Origin of the sequence: Microlunatus sp. GCM10028923 (genome assembly GCF_042666975.1) — a bacterium.
Lineage (GTDB): Bacteria > Actinomycetota > Actinomycetes > Propionibacteriales > Propionibacteriaceae > Microlunatus.
The window spans coordinates 106,091-128,773 of sequence record NZ_JBHTFF010000009.1 but is presented as its reverse complement, the minus strand read 5'-3'; the positions used below and the strand labels follow the sequence as shown (position 1 = coordinate 128,773).

The 22,683-nt window shown below is 71.4% G+C and carries 18 protein-coding genes; 9 read left to right on the top strand and 9 right to left on the bottom strand.

The window, feature by feature from the left end; genetic code table 11:
• Nucleotides 1–108 precede the first annotated feature (108 nt).
• Together ACFQU4_RS22200 and ACFQU4_RS22195 are read left to right on the top strand one after the other, a co-directional pair.
• Nucleotides 109–702, top strand: a complete 594-nt coding sequence (locus tag ACFQU4_RS22200; RefSeq protein WP_377496025.1) for a TetR/AcrR family transcriptional regulator — start codon at nt 109–111, stop codon at nt 700–702.
• The gene (locus tag ACFQU4_RS22195; protein WP_377496023.1) at nt 699–1,772 is read left to right on the top strand and encodes a hypothetical protein; all 1,074 of its coding nucleotides are present in this window, start codon (nt 699–701) and stop codon (nt 1,770–1,772) included. The genes ACFQU4_RS22200 and ACFQU4_RS22195 overlap by 4 nt, the downstream gene beginning before the upstream one ends.
• Here ACFQU4_RS22195 and ACFQU4_RS22190 read toward each other — a convergent pair.
• The 8 genes from ACFQU4_RS22190 to nirB all read right to left on the bottom strand — a co-directional run bounded on the left by ACFQU4_RS22190 (nt 1,711) and on the right by nirB (nt 12,988).
• A complete protein-coding gene (locus ACFQU4_RS22190) occupies nt 1,711–2,376 on the bottom strand; it encodes a maleylpyruvate isomerase N-terminal domain-containing protein (protein WP_377496021.1) in 666 nt (221 codons plus the stop codon). The two genes, ACFQU4_RS22195 and ACFQU4_RS22190, sit on opposite strands and share 62 nt — an antisense overlap.
• Before the next feature lie 86 nt (nt 2,377–2,462).
• Nucleotides 2,463–3,104 carry an alpha/beta hydrolase-fold protein gene (locus ACFQU4_RS22185; RefSeq protein ID WP_377496019.1) on the bottom strand — a complete coding sequence of 214 codons (642 nt, stop codon included), beginning with the start codon at nt 3,102–3,104 and terminating at the stop codon, nt 2,463–2,465.
• Nucleotides 3,105–3,140: 36 nt separating this feature from the next.
• On the bottom strand, nt 3,141–4,667 hold the full coding sequence (locus ACFQU4_RS22180) for an FAD-dependent oxidoreductase (RefSeq protein ID WP_377496017.1): 1,527 nt from the start codon (nt 4,665–4,667) through the stop codon (nt 3,141–3,143).
• Nucleotides 4,664–6,817: a molybdopterin oxidoreductase family protein gene (locus ACFQU4_RS22175; protein ID WP_377496015.1), complete on the bottom strand. Its 2,154-nt coding sequence runs from the start codon at nt 6,815–6,817 to the stop codon at nt 4,664–4,666. Before ACFQU4_RS22175 ends, ACFQU4_RS22180 begins: the two co-directional genes overlap by 4 nt.
• A 2-nt stretch (nt 6,818–6,819) precedes the next feature.
• On the bottom strand, nt 6,820–8,193 hold the full coding sequence (locus ACFQU4_RS22170) for an MFS transporter (protein ID WP_377496013.1): 1,374 nt from the start codon (nt 8,191–8,193) through the stop codon (nt 6,820–6,822).
• Between the two features lie 78 nt (nt 8,194–8,271).
• Nucleotides 8,272–9,450, bottom strand: coding sequence for a uroporphyrinogen-III synthase (locus tag ACFQU4_RS22165; RefSeq protein WP_377496011.1), 1,179 nt, complete (start codon nt 9,448–9,450; stop codon nt 8,272–8,274).
• Complete coding sequence (cobA, locus tag ACFQU4_RS22160) at nt 9,447–10,508, bottom strand: uroporphyrinogen-III C-methyltransferase (RefSeq protein ID WP_377496009.1); 1,062 nt, start codon at nt 10,506–10,508, stop codon at nt 9,447–9,449. The genes ACFQU4_RS22165 and cobA overlap by 4 nt, the downstream gene beginning before the upstream one ends.
• A complete protein-coding gene (nirB, locus tag ACFQU4_RS22155) occupies nt 10,505–12,988 on the bottom strand; it encodes a nitrite reductase large subunit NirB (protein WP_377496007.1) in 2,484 nt (827 codons plus the stop codon). The genes cobA and nirB overlap by 4 nt, the downstream gene beginning before the upstream one ends.
• A 163-nt stretch (nt 12,989–13,151) precedes the next feature.
• On the opposite strand from nirB, the gene nirD reads away from it, so the two are divergent.
• Nucleotides 13,152–13,520 (top strand): nitrite reductase small subunit NirD, encoded by a 369-nt coding sequence (gene nirD, locus ACFQU4_RS22150; RefSeq protein WP_377496005.1) that lies wholly within the window; start codon nt 13,152–13,154, stop codon nt 13,518–13,520.
• A gap of 30 nt (nt 13,521–13,550) precedes the next feature.
• Here the strand turns inward: nirD and ACFQU4_RS22145 are convergent, their stop codons facing one another.
• Complete coding sequence (locus ACFQU4_RS22145) at nt 13,551–14,825, bottom strand: serine/threonine-protein kinase (protein WP_377496003.1); 1,275 nt, start codon at nt 14,823–14,825, stop codon at nt 13,551–13,553.
• Nucleotides 14,826–15,128: 303 nt separating this feature from the next.
• Between ACFQU4_RS22145 and ACFQU4_RS22140 the strand changes: the two genes are divergently transcribed.
• The 6 genes from ACFQU4_RS22140 to ACFQU4_RS22115 are packed head-to-tail and all read left to right on the top strand — an operon-like array spanning nt 15,129 to nt 22,597.
• Nucleotides 15,129–16,463 carry an ABC transporter substrate-binding protein gene (locus tag ACFQU4_RS22140; protein WP_377496001.1) on the top strand — a complete coding sequence of 445 codons (1,335 nt, stop codon included), beginning with the start codon at nt 15,129–15,131 and terminating at the stop codon, nt 16,461–16,463.
• Nucleotides 16,460–17,419: a carbohydrate ABC transporter permease gene (locus ACFQU4_RS22135; RefSeq protein WP_377495999.1), complete on the top strand. Its 960-nt coding sequence runs from the start codon at nt 16,460–16,462 to the stop codon at nt 17,417–17,419. The genes ACFQU4_RS22140 and ACFQU4_RS22135 overlap by 4 nt, the downstream gene beginning before the upstream one ends.
• Complete coding sequence (locus ACFQU4_RS22130) at nt 17,416–18,309, top strand: carbohydrate ABC transporter permease (RefSeq protein ID WP_377495996.1); 894 nt, start codon at nt 17,416–17,418, stop codon at nt 18,307–18,309. The genes ACFQU4_RS22135 and ACFQU4_RS22130 overlap by 4 nt, the downstream gene beginning before the upstream one ends.
• On the top strand, nt 18,306–19,013 hold the full coding sequence (locus ACFQU4_RS22125) for a hypothetical protein (protein ID WP_377495993.1): 708 nt from the start codon (nt 18,306–18,308) through the stop codon (nt 19,011–19,013). The genes ACFQU4_RS22130 and ACFQU4_RS22125 overlap by 4 nt, the downstream gene beginning before the upstream one ends.
• Nucleotides 19,014–19,055: 42 nt before the next feature.
• On the top strand, nt 19,056–21,572 hold the full coding sequence (locus tag ACFQU4_RS22120; protein ID WP_377495991.1) for a GH116 family glycosyl-hydrolase: 2,517 nt from the start codon (nt 19,056–19,058) through the stop codon (nt 21,570–21,572).
• Nucleotides 21,569–22,597, top strand: a complete 1,029-nt coding sequence (locus ACFQU4_RS22115; protein WP_377495989.1) for a LacI family DNA-binding transcriptional regulator — start codon at nt 21,569–21,571, stop codon at nt 22,595–22,597. The genes ACFQU4_RS22120 and ACFQU4_RS22115 overlap by 4 nt, the downstream gene beginning before the upstream one ends.
• Nucleotides 22,598–22,683 lie beyond the last annotated feature (86 nt).

Here is a 22,683-nt window from a genome sequence, read left to right as displayed (position 1 = left end):
AACGGTCGCGCACGGGTACAACGGTCGCGGATCGACTGTCACCGGGGTCCGGTCGCTCGATCCTGACATCCCTGTCAGGATTCTGTCGAAGGTGTTAGCCTCGGTCGGGTGACCTTCATCGAGGACGCCCGTCGCGCCCAGATCCTGGACGCCGCGATCCGAGTGATCGCCGAGCAGGGGTACGCGGCGGCTTCGATGGGCCGGATCGCGGAGCGGATCGGCGTCAGCCGGGCGCTGATCAACTATCACTTCCGGACCCGGACCGCGCTCATCGACGCCGTCGTCGAGGACTGCTACGCGGCCGGTCACCGGGCCATCCGGCCCGCCATGGACGAGTCCGGGTCCGCCGCCGGGATGCTGGACGCCTTCCTCGCCGGCAGCATCGCGTTCTACCGGGCCGAGCCGCACCGGATCGGCGCGCTGGGCGAGATCATGGCCGGCACCCTCAAGTCGGACTACCGGCCGGTGGCGGCCCGGCTCCAGGGCGAACTCGATGCGCTCACGCTCCTGTTCCAGGAGGGGCAGCGAGCCGGCGAGTTCCGGGCCTTCGATCCGGCGATCATGGCCAGCGTCGTCCGCGGCGCGCTCGACGGCCTGATCCGTGACTGGGCACGAGATCCCGGCCTTGACCTGGACCAGTACCGGGACGAGTTGATCACCACCCTGCGGCAGGCAACCCATCGACGGAGGCCACGAACATGAACCCCGACCCGAATCCGAAGCCGGCCCGGACCGGCCATCGCGGCGCGGCCTGGACGCTGGTCGTCCTCACGCCGCTGATCGCCGAGCTGGCGCTCGGCTCGACACCGGTGACGATGGCCTGGCTGGTGATCATCTGGATGCCGGTGTACGGCGCCGGCGTCCTGCTGATCCGCGAACTGATGGTCCGGACCGGTCGTGGCTGGCCGAGCCTGATCCTGCTCGCGATCGCGTACGAACTCCTGGAGGACGGGATCGGGCTGCAGGCGCTGACCAGCCCGAACCTCTACCAGGCGGCCGAATGGGGCGCCCGGATCCTCGGCTTCAACGTCCCCTACTGGGTCGCCCAGATGATCTATCACGGCATCTTCACCGTGATCATCCCGATCGCCGTCGTCAACCTGCTGTTCCCGGCCCACCGCGGGCGGCCGTACCTGAAACGGGGCGGGACGATCATCGCGGCGCTGGTGACGGTGATCGGCGTGGCCCTGCTCCGGATCACCGTGCCGCCCTCGATGGATCCCGGCTATCAGGCGCCGCTGCCGTTCCTGATCGGCTGCCTGGCGGTGATCATCACCCTCGGCGTGCTGGCCCTGCGGGTCCTGCCGCCGGCGTCTCCGCAGCCGCACGACGGAGCGGTGCCCGGCCTGCCCGTGCTCTACCTGGGTTCCGGACTGGCGATCATGATCGTCCTCTTCCTCACCTTCCCGATCTTCGGCGCCCGGCAACCGGCCTTCACGGTGGGCCTGACCGTGCTGATTCCCGTCGCTGCGGCGATTCTCGGCGTCGCGGTCGCCTACCGGGTGCTGACCCGGATGATCAGCTCGGCCCGGTGGTCCGACCGGCACTCCCTGGCCGTCATCGGCGGCGCCCTGGTCGCCCACACGATCGCGGGCCTGATCATCATGGCCCGTACCCCGGTCGATCAGGTAGGCCTCGCGGTGATCGCCGCGCTCACGGTCGTCGGGCTGGTCTGGTTCGACCGCAGACTCCGCCGACAGGCGGAAACCCTTACGACAGCAGCGGAAGCCGAGCCGCGTGCCGACCGAGCAAGTCCCGCTCGTCGTCCGTGAGCCCGGCCCGCCCGGTCGCGAGGGCCAGCACCCGGGCCTCGCTCCAACCGGGCCCGGCCGGCCAGTCCCGGCCCAGCAGCGAGCGGAAGACGGGTGCCATCACTGCGTGCGCCGACGGCGTCGTCCACGGCGGTCGGCCCAAGGTGATCGCGACGTCCAGGCCGTGCGCAGCCAGGGCGATCACGCGGGTGGTCAGCCACTCGCGGAGCCGCATCGGGCCGACCCGGGGTATCTCGACCACCCGGTCAAGATCATCGGCGGTCAGGGACGCGACGGCGTCCCGCAGCGATCCGTCCAGGGCCTCGGCGGCGCTGCCCTCCAACCGGGCCGTGGCCTGTTGGGCCTGCTGCACGTTGCTGTCCCGGTATTCGACCGTGTCCCGCTCGGGCCGGCGATAGTAGTCGGCGGCCTCGCGCGGACGGGCGCCGGGCGGAGCGGTCCGGAACTCGCCGACCCGCACGCCACCGACCAGATGCACGATCAGTTCGGTCAGGTCCCATGGCGGACAGTTGGTCGGGCGCCCAAGATCATCGGCGGTCAGACCGCGAACCACCTCGACAAGGATTCGGCCTTCCGCGGCGAAGGCTTCGAGAACGGGATCCATGATGCGGCCCCAGTCTCTCACGACCCGGGGAGGGTCCGCTCTCTGTTCGAGCAGCGTAGCGATCTTGGTCCGGCTCGACTCGCGGATCAGCCGGTTCGGCGCTGGGCCAGCAGCCAGCGCGTGAGTTCGGGGTCCTGGTAGGCGTTCGTCCACGCGTCGTGTCCCCGCGCATCGTAGATCGTTGCCTCGGCCTGCCCGCCCGCCTGCTGAACAGCGGCGACCATGTCGCTGGTGCCCCGGGCGGGGACCGACTCGTCGTGAGCGTTGTGGAACGCCCGCACCGGAACGTCGCGCAACCGCCGCGCCAGCCACGGCTGGCTGGCGCCGCAGATCGGCACCAGGGCGGCGAACCGGCCGGGATGGCGGATCGCCAACTCCCAACTGCCGATGCCGCCCATGCTCAGGCCGGTCAGGTAGATCCTGGACGGGTCGACCGGGAACTCGGCTTCGACCTCGTCGAGCAGGGCGATCAGCGCGTCCTGGTGCCAGGTCCACCAGCTCTCGGCCGGACACTGCGGAGCGACCAGCAGGTACGGCAGCTCGCCTCCCTCGGCCGCCAGCTTCGGCGGTCCGTGGACCGTGACCAGGTCAAGATCGTCGCCCCGTTCCCCCGAGCCGTGCAGGAAGAGCAGCAGTGGCCACGGCTCCGGAATCCTCGCCGGGGTGAAGATCAGATAGTCGAGCTCATCGGTCCTTGAGATCTCGGCGCGGAGACGTCGGCGGTCCATGATCGGAAGTGTCCCATGATCGTCGCGGCACCTCCTTCACTGCTGGATCGACCGGTCCTCCAGCAAGGCCGCGATCTTGGACCGACAGCCACCACAGCCGGTGCCGGCCCGGGTCTCCCGGCCGACCTCCGCCACGGTACGGGAGCCGGCCACGATCGCGGCCTCGACGGTCTCCCGGGGCACCCCGTTGCAGCGGCAGACCGGCGCACCGGAGGGCTCGTCACCACCGTCCGGGCCGTCACCGCGGAGCAGCAGCGAGCGGTCCCACGGCAGCTCGGCGCCGGTGTCGTAGAGCCAGGAGAGCTCGGCGCCGGCGTTCGGCATGCCGAGGCTGACCAGGCCGGTCAGCCGGCCCTCGCGGGTGATCATCTTGACGTAGCGGCCGTGGGCCGGATCCAGCCACTGGGCTACCTCGAGGCCCGGCGTCCACGGACCGGCCAGCGTGTCGCCGGCCGCCACCAGGTCAAGATCATCCGCCTTCAGCTGGATCATCCCGTCGATCCCGGTGCCGACCGGTTCCGCCGTGCCGTCGATCAGCCGGTCCGCCAGCGCCTCGGCCTGTTCCCAGCCGGGCGCGATCAGGCCGGCCGGTGCCGACGTCTTCAACGGCCGGTCCGCACATTCCGCGCAGTACGGGTCCGCGGCGCACCGTACCTCCGCGCAGTCGCCGATGGCGAAGATCGAATCCGTACCCCAGCAGGCGAGTTCATGATCGACCAGGATCCCGTTGTGGCAGCGCAGGCCGGCCGCCTCGGCCAACTCGGTCCGGGCCAGCGCGCCACAGGTCAGCACCAGCTCGTCCCCGCGGACGAACCGCCCGTCGCTGAACTCGATCCCGATGAACCGCTGTCCCTGATCACCGTCCGCCTCGGTGAGCAGGGCCCGGCAGATCACGTCGGACACGACGAACACGCCGGCCTCGCGAAGCGACCGGAGCAGCAGCCGCCCGCCGTCCTGATCAAGGGCGCGGGCCATCGGGTGCTCGCCCGAGTGGATCAGCGTGGCGTCGATCCCGGCCCGGGCCAGGCCGAGCACCAGTTCCAGGCCGAGCACGCCGCCGCCGAGGACGACGATCCGGCGGCCCGCGGCCACCGAGTCACGCAGGCGGTCGGCGTCGTCGAGCGACCGCAATACCTGGACGCCGGTCAGCTCGCGCGGGTCGATCCGGCCCGAGAACCCTTCCAGGGAAGGGACATAGGCGCGGGCGCCGGTCGCGAAGACGAGCCGGTGCCAGCCGATCAGCTCGCCGCCTGCCAAGGCGACCGTGCGCCCCTCGCGATCCACTTCAGTGACCACGGCGCCGAGGCGTACGTCGACGCCGTCGCCGATCAGCTCGGCCGCATCGGACAGCCAGAGCGAGGCGCGGGTGGCGACCCCGGTCGCCAGCTCGCCGATCATCACCCGGTGGTAGGCCGGCTCCGGCTCGGCGCCGATCACCGTGATCGCGAACCGCTCCGGCTCCCCGGCCTCCCGACGACGCCGGTTGGCCGCACGCAGCCGGTCGACCAGCCGGGCCGCCACCGGCCCGAAGCCGATGATCACCACCCGCTCGGGTCCGTTCACTCGCCGACCTCCATCCGTCCGCCGACTTCCATCCGTTCGGGAACCTCCGGCTCCTCGAAGGCCTCTACACGCTCGACCCGCACCGAGGCGACCTTGAACTCCGGCATCCCCGACACCGGGTCGGTCTCCTCGGTGGTGAGCAGGTTCGCCCGCTGCCGGTCCGGGAAGTGGAACGGCAGGAACACGGTGTCGCGCCGGATCGCCCTGCTGTACGCGGCCCTGACCTGGCACTCGCCACGGTCGTTGCGCAGCCGTACCTGGTCGCCGTCGCCGATGCCCAGCGCCGACGCGGTGGCCGGATGGATCTCCAGCATCGCCTCCGGCCGCGCCGCCGCCAGCTCCGGCACCCGGCGGGTCTGCGCCCCGGACTGGTAGTGCTCCAGCAGCCGGCCGGTGATCAACACCAGCTCGCCGCGCCGGTGCAGCCGGTCGGCCGGGCCCCGGTACTCGACGGTGATCAACTTCGCCCGCCCGCTCTCGGTCGGGAAGCCGTCCGTGAACGGGCGCGGCGTCGACCGGCCGCCCTCCGGGTACGGCCAGTAGCAGGCCTCGCCCTCGTCCAGTCGCGCATAGCTGATCCCGGAGTAGTCGGCCCGGCCACCCGCCGACGCCCGCCGCAATTCCTCGAACACGGTCTCCGGGTCGGCACTGAAGCCGGTGCTCTCGCCGAGCCGCCGGGCCAGTTCGGTGAGGATCCACAGTTCGCTGCGCACGCCGGCCGGCGGCGTCACGGCCGCGCGGCGCCGGATCACCCGCCCCTCCAGGTTGGTCAGCGTGCCGTCCTCCTCGGCCCACTGGGTGACCGGTAGCACCACGTCCGCGAGCCGTGCCGTCTCGGAGAGGACGAAGTCGGACACCACCAGGAAGTCCAGCCGGCGCAGCCGTTCGGCCACCGCGAACGATCGGGGCGCCGACACGACCGGGTTGGATCCGTGCACCAGCAGGGATGTGATCCCGCCGGGCTCCCCGATCGAGCCCAGCAGCCGTACGGCGGGAAGACCGGGGCCGGGCAGCCGGTCGGCCGGCACGCCCCACACCTCGGCGACGGCGGCGCGGGCGGCCGGGTCGGTGATCATCCGGTAGCCGGGCAGCTGGTCCGCCTTCTGGCCGTGCTCGCGACCACCCTGACCGTTGCCCTGGCCGGTCAGCGTGCCGTAGCCGGAACCCGGCCGACCGACCAGGCCGAGCACCAGGGCCAGATTGATCGCCGCGGTCACCGTGTCGGTGCCGTCGGCGTGCTGTTCGACGCCGCGCCCGGTGATCACGTAGCTGCCGGCCCGCGACGCCAGCAGCCGGACCGCACGCCGGATCAGCGGTGCCGGGACCCCCGTGACGGTCTGGGTCCGGGCCGGGTGCCAGCCGGCGACCGACCGGGCCAGCGCCTCGAAGCCCTCGGTGTGCTCCCGGACGTAGTCATGATCGACCAGGTCCTCGGCGATCGCGATCCTGATCATGCCGAGCAGCAGGGCGAGATCCGTGCCGGGCACCGGCTGCAGGTGCAGGCCGCCGCCGTCCGCGGTCAGGTCCGCGGTGGCCGACCGGCGCGGGTCCACGACGATCAGGCCGCCGCCGGCGCGGATCCCGTCCAGGTGCTGTACGAACGGCGGCATGGTGTCGGCGACGTTGGAGCCGAGCAACAGCAACTGGCCGGCCTGATCAAGATCGGTGACCGGGAACGGCAACCCCCGGTCCAGCCCGAGTCCCCGGTTGGCCGCCGCCGCGGCCGACGACATGCAGAACCGGCCGTTGTAGTCGATCATGGCCGTGCCGAGCGCCAGTCGGGCGAACTTCCCCAGCAGATAGGCCTTCTCGTTGGTCAGCCCGCCGCCGCCGAACACGCCGTTCGTGTCCGGGCCGTGCTCGGACCGGAGCTTGATCAACCGCTCGGCGATCAGGTCGAGCGCCGTGTCCCAGTCCGCGACCGCGAAGCCGCCACGGCCGTCGGCGATCAACGGCTCGGTCACCCGGTCCGGGGCATCGAGCACGGCGGCCGCCGTCCAGCCCTTGCGGCACAGGCCGCCGCGGTTGGTCGGGAACTCGCGCCCGGCCACCTCGACGCCCGCCGCGCCCGGCGCCAGGCTCATCCCGCACTGCAGGGCGCAGTACGGACAGTGCGTCGCCGTACCCGCGGACGCGTCCGTGATGGTCACCGTCAGATCCGCCGCGCGGCCATCGCCGAACCCGGCCGCAGGTAGCAGAACCAGGTGATCGCCAGCATGATCAGATAGGCACCGGCGAAGCAGCCGAAGGCGAGGTCGTACCCCTTCGTCTGCTCGTACGAGATCCGCAGCACCTGCGGGATCACGAAGCCGCCGTAGGCGCCGATCGCGGAGACGATGCCGAGCGACGCCGCGGCCAGCCGGGCCCCGCTCATCCCGCCGGCGGTGTGGAAGACCGCCGGCAGCATCCGGTACGTCGCGCCGTTGCCGACCCCGGTGGCGATGAAAAGGAAGCAGAAGCAGGCCAGGAAGATCCAGAAGTTGCCCGACCTGATCGCGAAGATCGCCCCGGACACACCCAGGGCCAGCGCGACGAACGCAATAGCGGTCAGCCGGGCGCCGCCGAACCGGTCGGCCAGCCGGCCGCCGAACGGGCGGGCGATCGAGCCGACGAAGGCGCCGAGGAAGGCCAGCGACACGGTCGCCGCCCCGACCTTGAAGCCCGCGTAGGTCGGGAAGGCGTCACTGATCAACTTCGGGAACACACCGGCGAAGCCGATGAACGAGCCGAAGGTGCCGATGTACAGCACGGCGATGATCCACAGGTGCGGCTGCCGCAGCGCCGCCAGCGAGGCCGCGACGTCGGACCGGGCACCGGACAGGTTGTCCATCCGGCGCCAGGCGCCGATCACCGCGACGATGATCAACGGGATCCAGACCAGGCCGGCCATCGGCAGGTTGACCGCGGCGGCCGCACCGATCGTGATCACGATCGGCACCACCAGCTGGCCGACCGAGGCGCCGAGGTTGCCGCCGGCCGCGTTCAGCCCGAGCGCCCAGCCCTTCTCCGCCCGCGGGAAGAAGTAGGTGATGTTGGCCATCGACGAGGCGAAGTTGCCGCCGCCGAAGCCCGCGGTCGCCGCGATCAGCAACATCACCGGGAACGGCGTCGACGGGTTCGCCACCGCCACGGCCAGACTGATCGCCGGGATCAGCAACAGCAGGCCCGACACGATCGTCCAGTTGCGCCCGCCGAACCGGGCCACCGCGAAGGTGTACGGGAAGCGCATCGTCGCGCCGACCAGGCTGGGCAGCGAGATCAGCCAGAAGATCTCCGAGTTGCTGAACCGGAAGCCGGCCGTGGGCAGCGACACCACGACGATGCTCCACAGTCCCCAGACCACGAAGCCGAGGAACTCGGTGAAGATCGACCAGCGCAGATTCCGGTGCGCAATGGCCCGGCCGCCGTTCGCCCACTGCTCGGCGTTCTCCGGGTCGTAGTCGTCCAGCCAGCGGCCGGGCCGCCGGGTCGGTGTGACGGCCGTCGCCGTCCGGGCCTGGGCCGCCGCGTCGATGTCGAGCGCCATCTCGTCTCCTCGATGATCATGGAACTGGTACTGCGCACCACGCTAGGAAGCCGTCGTGTCGGGACCGGCGCGGTCAGGTCACGACCCGGTTAGCTCTTGCGCACAGGGGATTTCGGGTGCTGTGAGGCGGCGGACGTTCATCCGGTAGCCGCGCTTGATCACGGTGCTGATCAGGTCCGGGATGCCGAGGCTGCGGCGCAGCCGGCTGATCGCGACCTCGAGTGCGTGGGTGTCGGCCTGCTCGGACAGGCCCTCGGCCAGCTGCTCCCGGGACAGCACGGCCGACTCCGCGTCGGCCAGCCGGCGGAACAGGGCCAGGGCGGTCGGGCCGAGCCGCACCTGGCGGTCGCCGACCCGGACGGTCTGCCCACGCAGCTCGAGCAGGTCCGCGTCGCCGCCGACCAGGGGCTGGTAGCGGCGCACCCGGTCCGCGTTCAGCCGGTCGCAGACCAGCCGGATCAGGGCGCCCATCCGGTACCGGTCCGGGGTGATCACGTCGATGCCGGCCTCGATCAGGGGACCGGCGGTGACCGGGCCGACCGCGACCGTGATCACGTCGGACCGCAGCGCCGCCAGGAACTCCTGCCAGCGGCCGCCGGCCCGGGCCAGCGCCAACGTGGCGTCGGCCGCCGGGGCGCTGGTGAAGGTGAGCGCGTCGAGCGCCCGGTCGCAGACCGCGTCGACCAGCCGCTGCGAACGGTCGTCGCCGTTGGCCGGGGCCCATCGGTACGGCGCCACCGTGTGCACCGAGGCGCTGGCCTCGCGCAACCGGGCCAGCTGGACCTCGTCGGTGTAGCCGTGCAGCTGGATGCCGACCCGGTGGCCCGGCCCGGCGGCGACCACCGCGTCGACCAGCGAGGCCGTCGTCTCCGAGTCGCTCAACGCGGCCTCGTCCAGGCCCGCGGCCCGGATCGCGCCGAGCGCCTTCGGTCCCCGGGCCAGCACCCGGGACCGCTCCAGGGTGTCGATCAGTTCGGCGCCCAGCCCGGCCACGTCGGCCACCTCGAGCCAGCGGTGCATGCCGTAGCCGGTGGTGATCAGAACGAAGTCCGGCCGGGCCGCGATCAGCTGCCGGGTGTCGTCGATCAAGGACGCGTCCGACTCGTTCACGGCGATCCGCAGCGACGGCGCGTGCAGCACCTCCGCCCCGCGCCGCTCCAGCGCCGTGATCAGGTCCTCCGACCGCCGGTCCGACGTCACGCCGACCCGGAATCCCTGCAGGGCAGGGACTCCGGTCGCCCGCTGCGGGACACTCATGTCGGGCCCAGGCCCGCCGTGATCAGCAACGGGCCCAGGTCGGCGTGGGCCCGGACCACTTCGCCGACGATGATCACCGCCGGCGACCGGACGCCGATCCGGGCCGCCTCGCCGGGCAGCGACCCGATCGTCCCGACGGTGGTCCGCTGGCCGGGCCGCAGGCCGCGTTCGATCACCGCGGCCGGGGTGTCCGGCTCCAGCCCGGCCCGGACCAGGCCCGCGCCCAGCTGGTGCAGGTTGGCCACGCCCATCATGATCACCAGCGTCCCGCCGACCCGGACCAGCGCGTCGAAGTCCTCGTCGCCCAAGGGCTCGTGGCCGGAGACCACGGTGAAGGAACGGCTCACGCCGCGCTGGGTGACCGGGATCCCGGCCGCGCCCGGTACGGCGATCGCGCTGGACACGCCCGGCACCACCCGGACCTCGATGCCGGCCGCGCGGCAGGCCTCGACCTCTTCGCCGCCGCGCCCGAAGACGTACGGGTCGCCGCCCTTCAGCCGGACCACCGCGGCACCGGACCGGGCGTAGTTGATGATCAACTCGTTGATCCGGTCCTGCCCCACCGGATGGTGGTACGGCCGCTTCCCGACATCGACCAGCGTCGCGCCGGGGGCCAGCTCGGCCAGCCGGTCGTGCGGCGCCAGCCGGTCGTACAAGATCACATCGGCGTCGGCCAGCGCCGTCCGGGCCGCGACCGTCAGCAGGTCCTCCGGCCCCGGGCCGCCGCCGACCAGGGTCACCCGCCCCGTCGGTTCGGCCGCCGGCTCGATCACCGTCGGCACGCCGTTCCGCCGGCAGTGCTGCCGTACCGCCTCGACGCGGAACGACGGCAGTCCCGGATCACCGTCGATGATCACGCACCGCGACGGCGGCAGCTGAGCCACCGGCAGCAGCGCCAGCCGCCAGGCGACCGGGTCGTCGCCGGCCGGCAGCTCCGAGGCGCCGACCCGGCGGACCCGCGCCCCCGCGGCCCGGTAGCGCCGTTCGGCCCGGCGGCAGGTCGACTCGGCGCCGATCAGCAGCACCACGCTGCCGGTCAGGTCCAGGTCGCCGATCATGACCGGTGTCCGATCGCCGGGCCGGAGATCAGGGTCGGGCCAGCCGGCGGGCCGCCCGCGGGTGCGTTGACGAACGGCCGGAACCGGCGCAGCCGCTCCGGGTCCGCAAGCGTGGCCGCCCACTCGTCCACGTAGCGATCGACATGATCGGCCATCGCCTGCTCCAGGTCCTCGGCGATGCCGAGCGAGTCGTCGATCACCACCGACCTGACGTGATCAAGACCGCCGTCGATCGACGCCAGCCAGGCCGACGTCCGCTGCAGCCGGTCCGCGGTCCGGACGTAGTAGATCAGGAACCGGTCGATGTAGGAGACCAGCGTCGCCGTGTCCAGGTCCGACGCGAACAGCACCGCATGCGCCGGCTGGAAGCCGCCGTTGCCACCGACATAGAGATTCCAGCCGGACTCGGTCGCGATCACCCCGACGTCCTTGCTGCGGGCCTCGGCACACTCACGGGCGCAGCCGGAGACACCGAGTTTGATCTTGTGCGGCGCCCGCAGCCCGCGGTAGCGCAGCTCGAGGTCGACGGCCAGGCCGACCGAGTCCTGGACGCCGAACCGGCACCAGGTCGAACCGACGCAGGACTTCACGGTCCGGACCGCCTTGCCGTACGCGTGGCCCGACTCGAAGCCCGCGTCCACCAGCCGCCGCCAGATCTCCGGCAGCTGCTCCAGCCGGGCGCCGAACAGGTCGATCCGCTGGCCGCCGGTGATCTTGGTGTAGAGCTCGTACTCCTCGGCGACCTGGGCCAGCACGGCCAGCTTCTGCGGCGTGATCTCGCCGCCCGGGATCCGCGGCACCACCGAATAGGTGCCGTCCTTCTGCAGGTTGGCCAGCGCCCGGTCGTTGGTGTCCTGCAGGCCGCCGCGGCCGCCGTCCAGGATGTACGCGCCGCCCTGGCTGGCCAGGATCGAGGCGACCACCGGCTTACAGATGTCGCAGCCGCTGCCGGTCCCGTAGCGGGCCAGCACCTCCTCGAACGAGGTCAGCCCGAGCACCCGTACCCCGTCGAACAGCTCCTGCCGGGACGACGCGAAGTGCTCGCAGAGCGCCGTGGACACACTGATCCCGGCCTTGATCAACTCCGCGTCCAGGGTCCGCTTCAGGATCGGCACACAGGAGCCGCAACCGGTGCCGGCCCGGCTGCACTGCTTGAGCTCACCCAGGTCGGTGCAGCCGTCTTCCTTGATCAACTTCTTGACGGTGCCGACCGGGACGTTGTTGCAGGAGCACAGGATCGCGTCGTCCGGCAACTCGGTGGCCGGTCGGTCACCGCCCGCCACCGAGAGATAGCGGCCCGGCTCCTCCGGCAGGTCCCGGCCGAGCAGCGGCCGCAGCGACGGATAGGGATCGGCGTCGCCGACGAAGATCCCGCCCAGCAACGTCTTGGCATCGCCGGTGACGATGATCTTCTGGTAGAGCCCGCGGGCCGGGTCGGCGTACACCACCTCGAGGCAGCCCGGCAGCCGGCCGAACGCGTCGCCGAACGAGGCCACCTCGACCCCGGACAACTTGAGCTTGGTCGCCGTGTCGAAGCCGGTGAAGCGCGCGTCGCCGCCGGTCAGCCGGTCCGCGACGACCTCGGCCATCGCGGTCGCCGGCGCCACCAGGCCGACGGTCCGGCCGTCGTAGCAGGCCACCTCCCCGATCGCGGAGATCGCCGGATCCGAGGTACGGCAGCAGTCGTCGATCACCACGCCGCCCCGCTCGCCCACCGCCAGCTCGGCCTTCCGGGCCAGCTCGTCCCGGGGCCGCACCCCGATCGCGATGACCACCAGATCCACCGACAGTTCCCGGCCGTCGCTCAGCTCGACCGTACGGCCGGCGCCGTCGACCCGGACCTCGGTCGGATAGACGTCCAGCAGCACGGTGTGCCCGGTGTCGCCGATCAACCGGCCCAGCGCCTCACCGCCACCCTGGTCGAGCTGCGTGTTCATCAGCCAGCCGGCCGCGTTCACGACGATCGCCTCGGCGCCGAGGTCGGCCACCCCGCCGGCCGCCTCCAGCCCGAGCAGGCCGCCGCCGACGACCAGCACCCGGGGCTTGCGGCCGAGCGTCGCCGGCAGCTCGAGGAGTTCGCCGCGCAGCCGGTCGACGTCCTCCAGCGTCCGGTAGACGTGGCAGTCGTCGGCGCCGGTGATCGGCGGCACCAGCGGATAGGAGCCGGTGGCCAAGATCAACTCGTGGTACGCGTGATCGGCCGTCGTGGTCCGCACGAAGCGGCGTTCCCGGTCGATCTCGGTGACCTGCTCGCCGGTGCGCAGCGTGACGTTCGGGTGCTGCCACAGTTCCGGGTCCCCGAGGCTCAGGTCGACGTCACCGGTCAGCCGGCGGGACAGCGCCACCCGGTCGTACGGCGCCCAGGGCTCCTCGGTCAGGAGCATGATCGACAACTCGCCGGCCGGGTCGCCGGACACGAGTCGTTCCACGCACCGCTGGGCCGCGGGTCCGCCGCCGACCACCACCACTCGTCGAGTCATGTCTCGACGCTAAGCAGCCGCGATTACCCGGCCATTTCCCCGATGTAACCGAGGCATGACAGCGATCACACGGTGCGCGCTCCGGCCTGTGAGGGGGTCGTAACGCCGCTGATACGAAGCAGGCATCGGGCCGCAACAACCGCCCGCCTACGCTGGCCGCACCATGATCACGATCACTGAACCCGTGGCCACCCGGACCTGGATCCCGGTGTGCCGGCTGGACGACCTCGAGCCCGGTTGGGGCGAGGCGGCGTTGATCATCGACGATCACGGCGTCCCCGCGCAAGTAGCCCTGTTCCGGCTCGACGACGGAAACGTCTATGCGACTTCGAACACCGATCCGCACACCGGCGCGGAGGTGATGGCCCGCGGCATCGTCGGGTCGCGCGGCGACGCGCCGACCATCGCTTCGCCGCTGCACAAGGAGATCTACGACCTCCGCACCGGCGCCGGCCTGTCCGACCCCGGGCTGGCGTTGCGCAGCTATCCGGTCCGCGTCATCGACGGCACCATCGAGCTCGGCATCGGCTGAGCCGCCCGGCCCGGCACCGGAGCCCGATCATCAGCGGCAGCCCTGCCGGGCGTGCTGCTGGATCCGGCCGAGGGTCTCCGCCGAGCCGGCCAGGTCGCGGCGCATCGTGATCGCCGCCTCGGCGACCCGCGGGTTCTCGTCCGGGTCGGTGGCGTAGTCCTCCCAGCTGGTCCCCGTCTCGTCCAGCACCGCCTCGAACGCCAGCAGCGGATCGTCCAGGCTGGCCCAGTCCGCGGCCACCTCCGGCGGCGCCAACTGGCGGATTGCGTGCACGGCCTGGGTTCCCGCCCGCAGATCCTTCGGATCGGCGCCGGACAGTCCGGAGAGCGCCTCGCCCCGCTGCACCAGTCCCGCGCAGTAGGCGGCCGGGGCCGGATCGACCGGCGGCTCGGCCGTCCCCCGGCCGAACGGGCCGACCGCCAGCCCCAATCCCAGCAGCGCTGCCAGCAACACCGCTGCCGCAGCGGCGACCCAGCGCCAACGGCGGCGCAGCGGTTCCGCGACGACCGCGGCGGTCCGGTCCGGCTCACCGGCGGCGGCCGCCCGGAGCGCCTCGGCGAACGCCAGGGGATCCGGCCAGCGCCGGTCCGGTTCCGGCTGCAACGCCCGTTCGATCACGTCGGCCACTGCCCCGGCACCCGGGTTCGGCGCCGACGCCTCCGGGTCGCGCTCCTCGGGCCGGCCGCCGAACAGCCGGTACGCGACCGCGCCGAGCCCGTACACGTCGGCGCGTTGGTCGATCCGCACCCCCGGCCGGCCCTGCTCCGGCGCCTGGTAGCCCGGACTGCCGACGACCTTGGTCAGGCCCGACGCGAACGCGAGTTCCTTGGCCAGGCCGAGATCGGCCACCAGCAGCCGGCGTCCCAGCCGACGGTCCGAGCGCAGCAGCAGGTTCTGCGGCTTCACGTCGCGGTGCACCACCCCGACGGCGTGCAGGTCCGCCAGCCCCCGCGCCGCCTGGTCGATCAGGTCGACGGCGGCCGCGGGTTCCAGCGGACCACGGTCGACCAGGTCGGCGACCGTGCCGAGGTCGGCATAACCCATCACGAAGTAGGGCGTACCGTCCGCGGTCTCGCCGAGATCGTGCACCTCGACCACGTGCTCGGACTCCGCCGCCCGGAGCAGCCGGGCCTCCTGCAGGAAGCGTTCCACGACGTCGAGCCGGTCGACCCAGTTGTCCGCCAGTGCCTTGACCGCGACGTCGGAGTCGAGCTCGTCGTCGTGATAGAGCCAGACGGTGGCGAACGCACCGACGCCGAGCCGGCGGACTCGCCGCAGTCGGCCGAGGGTCTCTGGCAGCGCCACCCCCATGATTCTGCCGTACTCGTGACCGACGGCGGGACCGCCCGACCCGGCCCGGGACTCAGCCCCGCCGTCCGACCATGATCACCCGCGGTTCATGATCGACGCCTGACCAAGATCACGACGGCGGTGATCAGGCCGATGATCACCAGCAGCGCCCCGGCACCGACCCGTCGGCCGGGCCGGCCGGCCACAGCCGAACCGAGTCGCCGACGATACGGATCACCCGGATTCGAACCTCTTGACAGCCGTAAGTCGCGCCTCTAGGGTCTCGAGTAATCGATTACTCGCCAATGGAGGCACGTCATGAATCGACTTCCCACCCCTCCCGGCCAGTCAGGCCACTCCAGGCGCACCTTCCTCACCCGCGTCGGCGGCGCGGCCCTCGTGCCGGCGTTCGGCTCGGTGCTGGCCGGCTGCGGCGGGGAGGGTGACGGCGGTCCAGCCGGTGCGACCTCCGGCACGGTCACGTTCATCTACTACGGTGACGCCGAGCTCCAGAAGTCCTACGACAAGCTGTTCACCAAGTTCCGCGAGCAGTACCCGGAGATCACCCTCAAGGCCCAGGGCATCGCCGCCGACTCCTGGGCCGAGTTCGCCAACACGGTCGCCACCCGGCTGGCCGGCGGCCAGTCCCTGGACGTGGTGCAGATCGCCACCGAGGGCCAGCGGATCTTCGCCTCGAAGCAGCTGCTCGAACCGCTGGATCCCTATATCGAGAAGGACAAAGCGGCCGTCGACGCGTACTACGCGGACACTCCGCCGAACCTGCGCAAGTGGTTGCAGGAGTACGCCTCGCCGGACGGCAAGACCTACTTCATGCCGGGCGGCTACAACACGATGGCGATGTATCTGAACACCGACCTGTTCGCCAAGGCCGGCCTCGAGATCCCCCAGGCCTGGACCTGGGAGGAGTTCCGGGCCGCCGGCAAGACGATCAAGGAGAAGACCGGAGCCTTCCTCGGCGTGGCCGGCGAGGGCTACTTCACCGACGTGATGGCCTGGCTCACCAACAACGGCACCTCGGCGCTCAGCGCCGACTGGAAGACCGCCCAGTACGACTCGCCCGCCGCGGTCGAGGCGCTGACGTTCGCCCGGTCCCTGGTCGTGGACGGGCTGGCACCCAAGCCCGGCGGCAGCTTCGAGGCGCCGGCCCTGATGGCGCAGGGCAAGCTGGCCACCTTCGGCGGCGGCCGGTGGCCGACCAACGACGTGCGCCGGGTCAAGTTCATCGACAAGGTGCAACTGGTCCGCTGGCCGAAGAACGCCGGCGTCGGCTCCCCGGTCGGGTGGGACGCCTGGCCGATCCTCAAACAGTCCAAGAACAAGGACGCCGCCTGGACCTTGATCAAGTACCTGATCTCGGAGGAGTTCGGCGACGCGATCACGGCCGGCGGCGGCAACGCGGTGCCGGCCCGGATCTCGGATGCCAAGAGCCCGGAGTTCCTCGAGGACGCACCGAAGAACACCGAACTGCTGCAGGAACTGCTCGAGGGCGCGACGCCGATCCCCGGCCCGGACCGCGGCGCGGAGTGCCAGAAGGTGATCGAGGAGGCCTGGCTGCAGGGCGTCAGCGGCACCAAGGAACCGCAGGCGGCGTTGACCGAGGCCAACGCGAAGCTGCAGGAGCTGTTGGCATGAGCGTGACCACCGAGGCCGCGGTGGATGATCAACAGGGTGCCGGGCGGCGTGGGACCGGACCGGACCGCCGGCCGACCGGGCCGGGCCGGGCGAACCCGCTGGCCGGCTGGCTCTTCCTCTCGCCCACCCTGCTGCTGTTCGCCGTGTTCATCCTCGGCCCGTTCGTGGTCGGGCTCGGCATGTCGTTGTTCTCCTACGATCTGCTGACCCCGCCGGAGTTCGTCGGGCTGGACAACTTCCGCCAGCTGGTCGGCGACAGCCTGCTGCTGCGATCACTGGGCAACACCTTCCTGTTCGCGTTCGCCTCGGTGGTCACCCACCTGGTCGGCGGCCTGTTGCTGGCCATCGCGGTCAACCGCGGCATCAACAAGGTGCTGTCCTACTTCGTCCGGACCGCCGTCTTCTTCCCGTTCCTGATCTCCTGGGCCGCCGTCGCCCTGCTCTGGAAGTACGTGCTCGACCCGACCTTCGGGATCTTCAGCTTCTACCTGAAGGGGCTCGGCATCGAGCCGCCCGGCTGGTTCACCGATCCGGCCTGGGCGCTGCCGTCGATCATCGGGATCGACTTCTGGCACACGATCGGGTACACGTTCCTGATCATGCTCGCCGGACTGCAGACGGTGCCGTCGGAGATGGTGGAGGCCGCCCGCTGTGACGGGGCCAACCGGTTCCAGACGTTCTTCCACATCACCCTGCCGATGATGTCGCCGACCATGTTCTTCGCCTCGGTGATCACGTTCATCGGCGCGTTCCAGATCTTCGACCCGATCCAGATCATCACCCGGGGCGGGCCGAACGACGCCACCATGACCGCCGTGATGTACCTGTACCAGACGGCCTTCCAGGCCTTCCAGGTCGGATACGGGTCGACGATCGCGCTGGCCCTGTTCCTGGTGATCATGCTGGTCACCCTGTTGCAGTTCTGGGGCTCCCGGAAGTGGGTGCACAACGCATGACCACCACGACACCCTCGACCGCCGACGCACCACGGCTCAACCGCAGCGGGCCGGTCCGGCGGCGGCGCCCGTTCCGGCTCGGCCGGCTGCTGATCAGTCTGGTCCTGTTCGTGATCGGCGTGCTGATGGTCGCGCCGCTGGTCTGGATGATCACCACCAGCCTGACCGAGCCGGCCGAGGCGTTCCAGCTGCCGCCGCGCTGGCTGCCGATCCCGTTCAGCCTGCAGAGCTTCGGCGAGATGGCCGACCTGATCCCGGTCGGCCGGATGGCCATGAACAGCCTGATCGTCGCCCTGATCAGCGTGATCGGCTCGCTGTTCACGGCGTCGCTGGCCGCGTACTCCTTCTCCCGGATCCGGTTCCGCGGCCGGGACCAGGTGTTCCTGCTGCTGCTCAGCGCGTTGATGGTGCCGGGCCAGCTGACGATCATCCCGATCTTCATCCTGATGCGCCGGCTGGAGCTGGTCGACACCCTGGCCGCGCTCTGGCTGCCGGCGTTGATCAACGTGTTCGCGATCTTCTTCCTCCGGCAGTACTTCAACACGATCCCGCGGGAACTGGACGAGGCCGCCCGGATCGACGGCGCCGGGCATCTCCGGATCCTGTTCCAGATCATGATCCCGCTGGCCGGACCGGCGCTCTCGGCGCTGGCCATCCTCGGCTTCGAGGCCTCCTGGAACAACTACTTCGGCCCGTTGATCTTCCTCTCCACGCCGGAGAAGATGACCCTCCCGATCGGCCTGGTCACCCTGGCCGCCGGCCAGGGCGGCGGTCCGGCCGGGGTCGTGTTCGCCGGCATCGCCGTCGTCGTGCTGCCGATGCTGGTCGTCTTCATCGTGTTCCAGCGCGCGTTCATCGAGAGCGTCGCGTCGGTCGGGATCCGGGGATGATCATGGAATCCCGGAATCTGCCGGCGCTGGACGACGCACCGCAGCAGCATCCGGACCCGGTCCGCCGGGCGGCCGGGCTGATCTGGCCCAACCTGCCGGTGTTGATCTTCGGGTCCGCCCTGGCGGTGCTACCGCTCGGCCTGGTCCGGGTGCTGGCGCCCGGGCTCGGGATCGTCGGTACGACGCTGCTGGGCTGCCTGTTCCTGCTCGCCGTCGCGCCGCTGCTGCGGACCGCGATGGTGCTGCTGGCCGGTGATCACCGCGGCCTCGGCGGGCTGCTCCGCGGACTCGGCCGGGACCTGTGGACGGCCCTGCCGGTCGCGGCCCCGCCGGCGCTGGCCGGTGCACTCACGGCGGTCGCTGTCCAGCTCTGGTCGACCGAGCGGCTGCTCTGGCTGGTCGGGTCGGCCGCCGCCGGCGGTGCGGTGACCCTGATCTCCCTGGTGATCATGGTCGTGGCGCTGCCGTACCGGCTGCTGAGCGGGTGCTCGGCCAAGGATGCCTGGCTGGTCGGGCTGTACGCCACCACCCGGCGGCCGGTGCCGGTGATCGCCGTGCTGTGCGCGGCGGGGCTGCTCGGCTCGGTCCTGCCGGCGGTCAGTCTGGCCCTCGGCTTCCTCGCCCTCGGTCCGCTCGCCCTGCTCTGGGCGGCGGCCGCGACGACCGTTCTCGATCATGGCCGCAGGCTGCTCGACCGCCGCTGACCATGATCGACTTCCGTACCCCTTCCCGAGATTGAGGACACGATGACCGCTGCTGACTGGCCTGTGCTGCGCACCTATGACGCCGCCCACCTGGACCGGATCGCCCTGCCGCTCGGCGGCATCGGCACCGGCACGATCTGCCTCGGCGGCCGTGGCGACCTGCGCGACTTCGAGCTCGGCAACCGTCCGGCCAAGGGGTTCCGGCCGGCAACCGGGTTCTTCGCCGTCCGGGCCAGGACCGAGGGCGGTCCGGCCCGGGCGCTGGTCGCGGAGGGGCCGCTGCCGTACTGGCTCTATGAGGGGGCCTTCGGTTCACCGGCCGCCAACCACGGACTCCCCCGGTTCGCCGGGGCGGAGTTCGACGCGGCCTATCCGTTCGGGCAGGTGCGACTGACCGATCCGGAGTTTCCGGTCGACCTGACCGTGCAGGGCTTCAACCCGATGATCTTCGGCGACACCGGCCGCAGCAGCCTGCCGGTCGCGGTGCTCCGGCACAAGATCAACAACCCGACCGACGCACCGGTCGAGGTGTCGGTCGCGCTCAGCCTGAGCAACTTCGTCGGGGCCAACGGCACCGAGGACGTGACCGGCGGCAACATCAACAGCTACCGTGCCGGCGACACCCTGGCCGGCGTCACGATGACCGCTCCGGACCTTGATCATTCCGCCGAGGCGGCCGGCGAGTTCACCCTCGCCCTGCTCCGGCCGGACAGGCCGGACGCCTCGGTCAGCCACCGGCTCGGCTGGGCCGATCTGAGCTGGGGCAACTCGCTGCTGGACTTCTGGGACGACCTGCTCGACGACGGCCGGCTCGACCCGCGCAGCAGCACGGCCGCGCGGCCGGTCGCCTCGCTGGCCGGGTCGCTCACGCTCGCCCCCGGTACGGAGACCGAGCTGACCTTCCTGCTCACCTGGTCGTTCCCGAACCGGCGGGCCTGGAACTCCACCGACGGCGGCGGGGTCAACGACTACTCCGACGCGATCGTCGGCAACGCCTACAGCGTCGCCTACCCGGATTCGTGGCAGACCGCGCACCAGGTCGCGGAGCGGCTGCCCGAGCTGGAACGGGACACCGTCGAGACCGTACGCGCCGTGCTGGAGACCGACGCGCCGGACGAGGTGACCGAGGCGGCGCTGGCCAACCTGAGCACCCTGCGCAGCCCGACCGTCTTCCAGACCGCCGACGGCCGCTTCCACGGCTGGGAGGGCGTCGGCGACCGGACCGGCAGCTGCTACGGCACCTGCACCCATGTCTGGGGGTACGAGTTCGCGACCACCCTGCTGTTCCCGGAGATCTCCCGGTCGTTCCGCCGGACCCAGTACCTGCTCTGCACCGACGACCGGGGCCTGATGAGCTTCCGGGCCGGGCTGCCGGCGACCGAGGCCCAGAACTGGCGGGTCGCGGCGGCGGACGGGCAGATGGCCTGCCTGGTCCATCTCTACCTGGACTGGCGGCTCAGCGGCGACGACGCGTTCCTGCGCGAGCTGTGGCCGGCGGCCCGGCGGACGCTGGAGTTCTGCTGGATCCCGGGCGGCTGGGACGCCGACGCGGACGGGGTGATGGAGGGCGTCCAGCACAACACGATGGACGTCGAGTACTACGGGCCGAATCCGCAGATGGGCGCCTGGTACCTGGCCGCGCTGCGCGGCTGCGCCGAGATGGCCGACGCGCTCGGCGAGGACAACTTCGCGGCCACCTGCCGCCGGCTCGCCGACTCCGGCGCGGCCTGGATCGACGAGCACCTTTTCAACGGCGACTACTACCGGCACGAGGTGCGCGGCGTGGACAGCGTCGACGCCATCGCGCCCGGGTTGCGGCACTCCAGCATGGGGTCGGCCGACACCTTGGATCCCGATCTCCAGCTGGCCGACGGGTGCCTGGTCGACCAACTGGTCGGCGAGTACGCGGCCCGGCTGGCCGGGCTCGGCGGCGTGCTGGATCCGACCCAGGTCCGGACCGCGCTGGAGTCGGTGCACCGGCGCAACTTCCGGCGCGGGCTGGGGCACCACTTCAACCACATGCGCACGTTCGCGCTGGGCGACGAGTCGGCGCTGCTGATGTGCAGCTACGACGAGGACCGGCGGCCGGCGCGGCCGTTCCCGTACTTCAACGAGGTGATGACCGGCTTCGAGTACACGGCCGCCACCGGCCTGCTCCAGGTCGGTGCGACCGAGCCAGGGCTGGAGATCATCCGGGCCATCCGGGACCGGTACGACGGGGCCCGGCGGAACCCGTTCGACGAGGCCGAGTGCGGCCACCACTACGCCCGGGCGATGGCGTCCTGGTCGGCGTACGCGACCCTGAACGAGACCGGGTACGACGGCCGCAGCCGGACCCTGTCGGTGCCGGCCGGGCGGCGGGCGTTCTGGACCAGCGGGGACGCCTTCGGTTCCTGGAATCCGGGAACGGACGGCGAGCGGGGTACGCTCCGGGTCGTGTACGGGACACTCGACCTCGACCGGCTGCTGATCGGCGACGAAGCCTGGCCGGCGCCGACGGCGCAGCTCACCTCGGCCACGCCGTGGCAGGTCGTACCGGCGGCCGATCGGTCCCGGTGAAGCGGGCGTCGCCACCCTCCGGGCGACCGGGTCGACCGGTCCGGGTCGCCGATGTCGCCGAGGCCGCGGGGGTCTCGGTCGCCACGGTGTCGCGGACGCTGAACAACAAGGGCCGGGTCGATCCGGAACTGGCCGCACGGGTCCGCGACGCGGCCACCCGGCTCGGCTACCGGATCAACGGCGTCGCCCGGAACCTGCGCCGGCAGGACACCCAGGTCTGGGCGTTGATCATCCCCGACATCAACAACCCCTTCTACACGGCCGTCGCCCGGGGCGTGGAGGACGCCGCCCAGGAGGCCGGCTACTCGGTGCTGCTCGGCAACACCGACGAGGACGAGGCGAAGGAACAGCAGTACCTCGAGGTCGCGGTGCAGGAGCGGGTGGCCGGGCTGATCCTGAGCCCGCGCTCCACCACCACCGACCTGTCCTGGTTCGGCGGCAGCGGGATCCCGATCGTCGTCGTCGACCGCGAGCTGGACCGGCCGTTCGACTTCGTCACCGCCTCCTCCTACGACGGGGCCGTCGCGGCGACCGAGCATCTGCTGGCCCAGGGCTGGCGCCGGCCGGCCTGCATCACCCGGCCGTCCTACGCCGCGACGGCCGAGCAGCGACGGCTGGGCTATCTCGAGGTGGTACGGCGGCACGGGCTGCCGGAGCTGGTCGGCGTGGTGCCGTTCCACGACAGCGGGCTGGACGTGATCACCGAGCTGATGGCCGGTGATCATCCGCCGGACTCGCTGCTCACCGTCGACTCGATGCTGGCCCTGGGGATGATCTCCGCGCTGAAGCAACTGCGGAAGCCGATCGCCGCCGAGGTCGGGCTGATCAGCTTCGACGACTCGGCCTGGGCGCCGGTGATCGAGCCGCCGTTGTCGGTGATCGTCCAGCCCGCGTACGAGATCGGCGTCGCCGCCGCCCAGCTGCTGATCGGCCGGATCCGCGGCGAGGCGCCGGACGGGCCGCAGCGGCGGATCCTGGACACGACCTTGATCGTCCGGAAGAGTTCCGGCCGGTCCGGTCGCTGATCCTCCGCATCCGTAGCAGCGCGGCCGGGCGTGCAGCGTGCACGGCATCTCATGACACCGTGCCTCTGCTCCCGGCGGCCCGGTGC

What these genes read in the sequence shown, in the direction of transcription:
- ACFQU4_RS22195 (WP_377496023.1), top strand. Translation starts at nt 699, where the DNA reads ATGAACCCCGACCCGAATCCGAAGCCGGCCCGGACCGGCCATCGCGGC.
- ACFQU4_RS22190 (WP_377496021.1), bottom strand. Translation starts at nt 2,376, where the DNA reads ATGGATCCCGTTCTCGAAGCCTTCGCCGCGGAAGGCCGAATCCTTGTC.
- ACFQU4_RS22185 (WP_377496019.1), bottom strand. Translation starts at nt 3,104, where the DNA reads ATGGACCGCCGACGTCTCCGCGCCGAGATCTCAAGGACCGATGAGCTC.
- ACFQU4_RS22170 (WP_377496013.1), bottom strand. Translation starts at nt 8,193, where the DNA reads ATGGCGCTCGACATCGACGCGGCGGCCCAGGCCCGGACGGCGACGGCC.
- ACFQU4_RS22165 (WP_377496011.1), bottom strand. Translation starts at nt 9,450, where the DNA reads ATGAGTGTCCCGCAGCGGGCGACCGGAGTCCCTGCCCTGCAGGGATTC.
- cobA (WP_377496009.1), bottom strand. Translation starts at nt 10,508, where the DNA reads ATGATCGGCGACCTGGACCTGACCGGCAGCGTGGTGCTGCTGATCGGC.
- nirB (WP_377496007.1), bottom strand. Translation starts at nt 12,988, where the DNA reads ATGACTCGACGAGTGGTGGTGGTCGGCGGCGGACCCGCGGCCCAGCGG.
- nirD (WP_377496005.1), top strand. Translation starts at nt 13,152, where the DNA reads ATGATCACGATCACTGAACCCGTGGCCACCCGGACCTGGATCCCGGTG.
- ACFQU4_RS22140 (WP_377496001.1), top strand. Translation starts at nt 15,129, where the DNA reads ATGAATCGACTTCCCACCCCTCCCGGCCAGTCAGGCCACTCCAGGCGC.
- ACFQU4_RS22135 (WP_377495999.1), top strand. Translation starts at nt 16,460, where the DNA reads ATGAGCGTGACCACCGAGGCCGCGGTGGATGATCAACAGGGTGCCGGG.
- ACFQU4_RS22130 (WP_377495996.1), top strand. Translation starts at nt 17,416, where the DNA reads ATGACCACCACGACACCCTCGACCGCCGACGCACCACGGCTCAACCGC.
- ACFQU4_RS22125 (WP_377495993.1), top strand. Translation starts at nt 18,306, where the DNA reads ATGATCATGGAATCCCGGAATCTGCCGGCGCTGGACGACGCACCGCAG.
- ACFQU4_RS22120 (WP_377495991.1), top strand. Translation starts at nt 19,056, where the DNA reads ATGACCGCTGCTGACTGGCCTGTGCTGCGCACCTATGACGCCGCCCAC.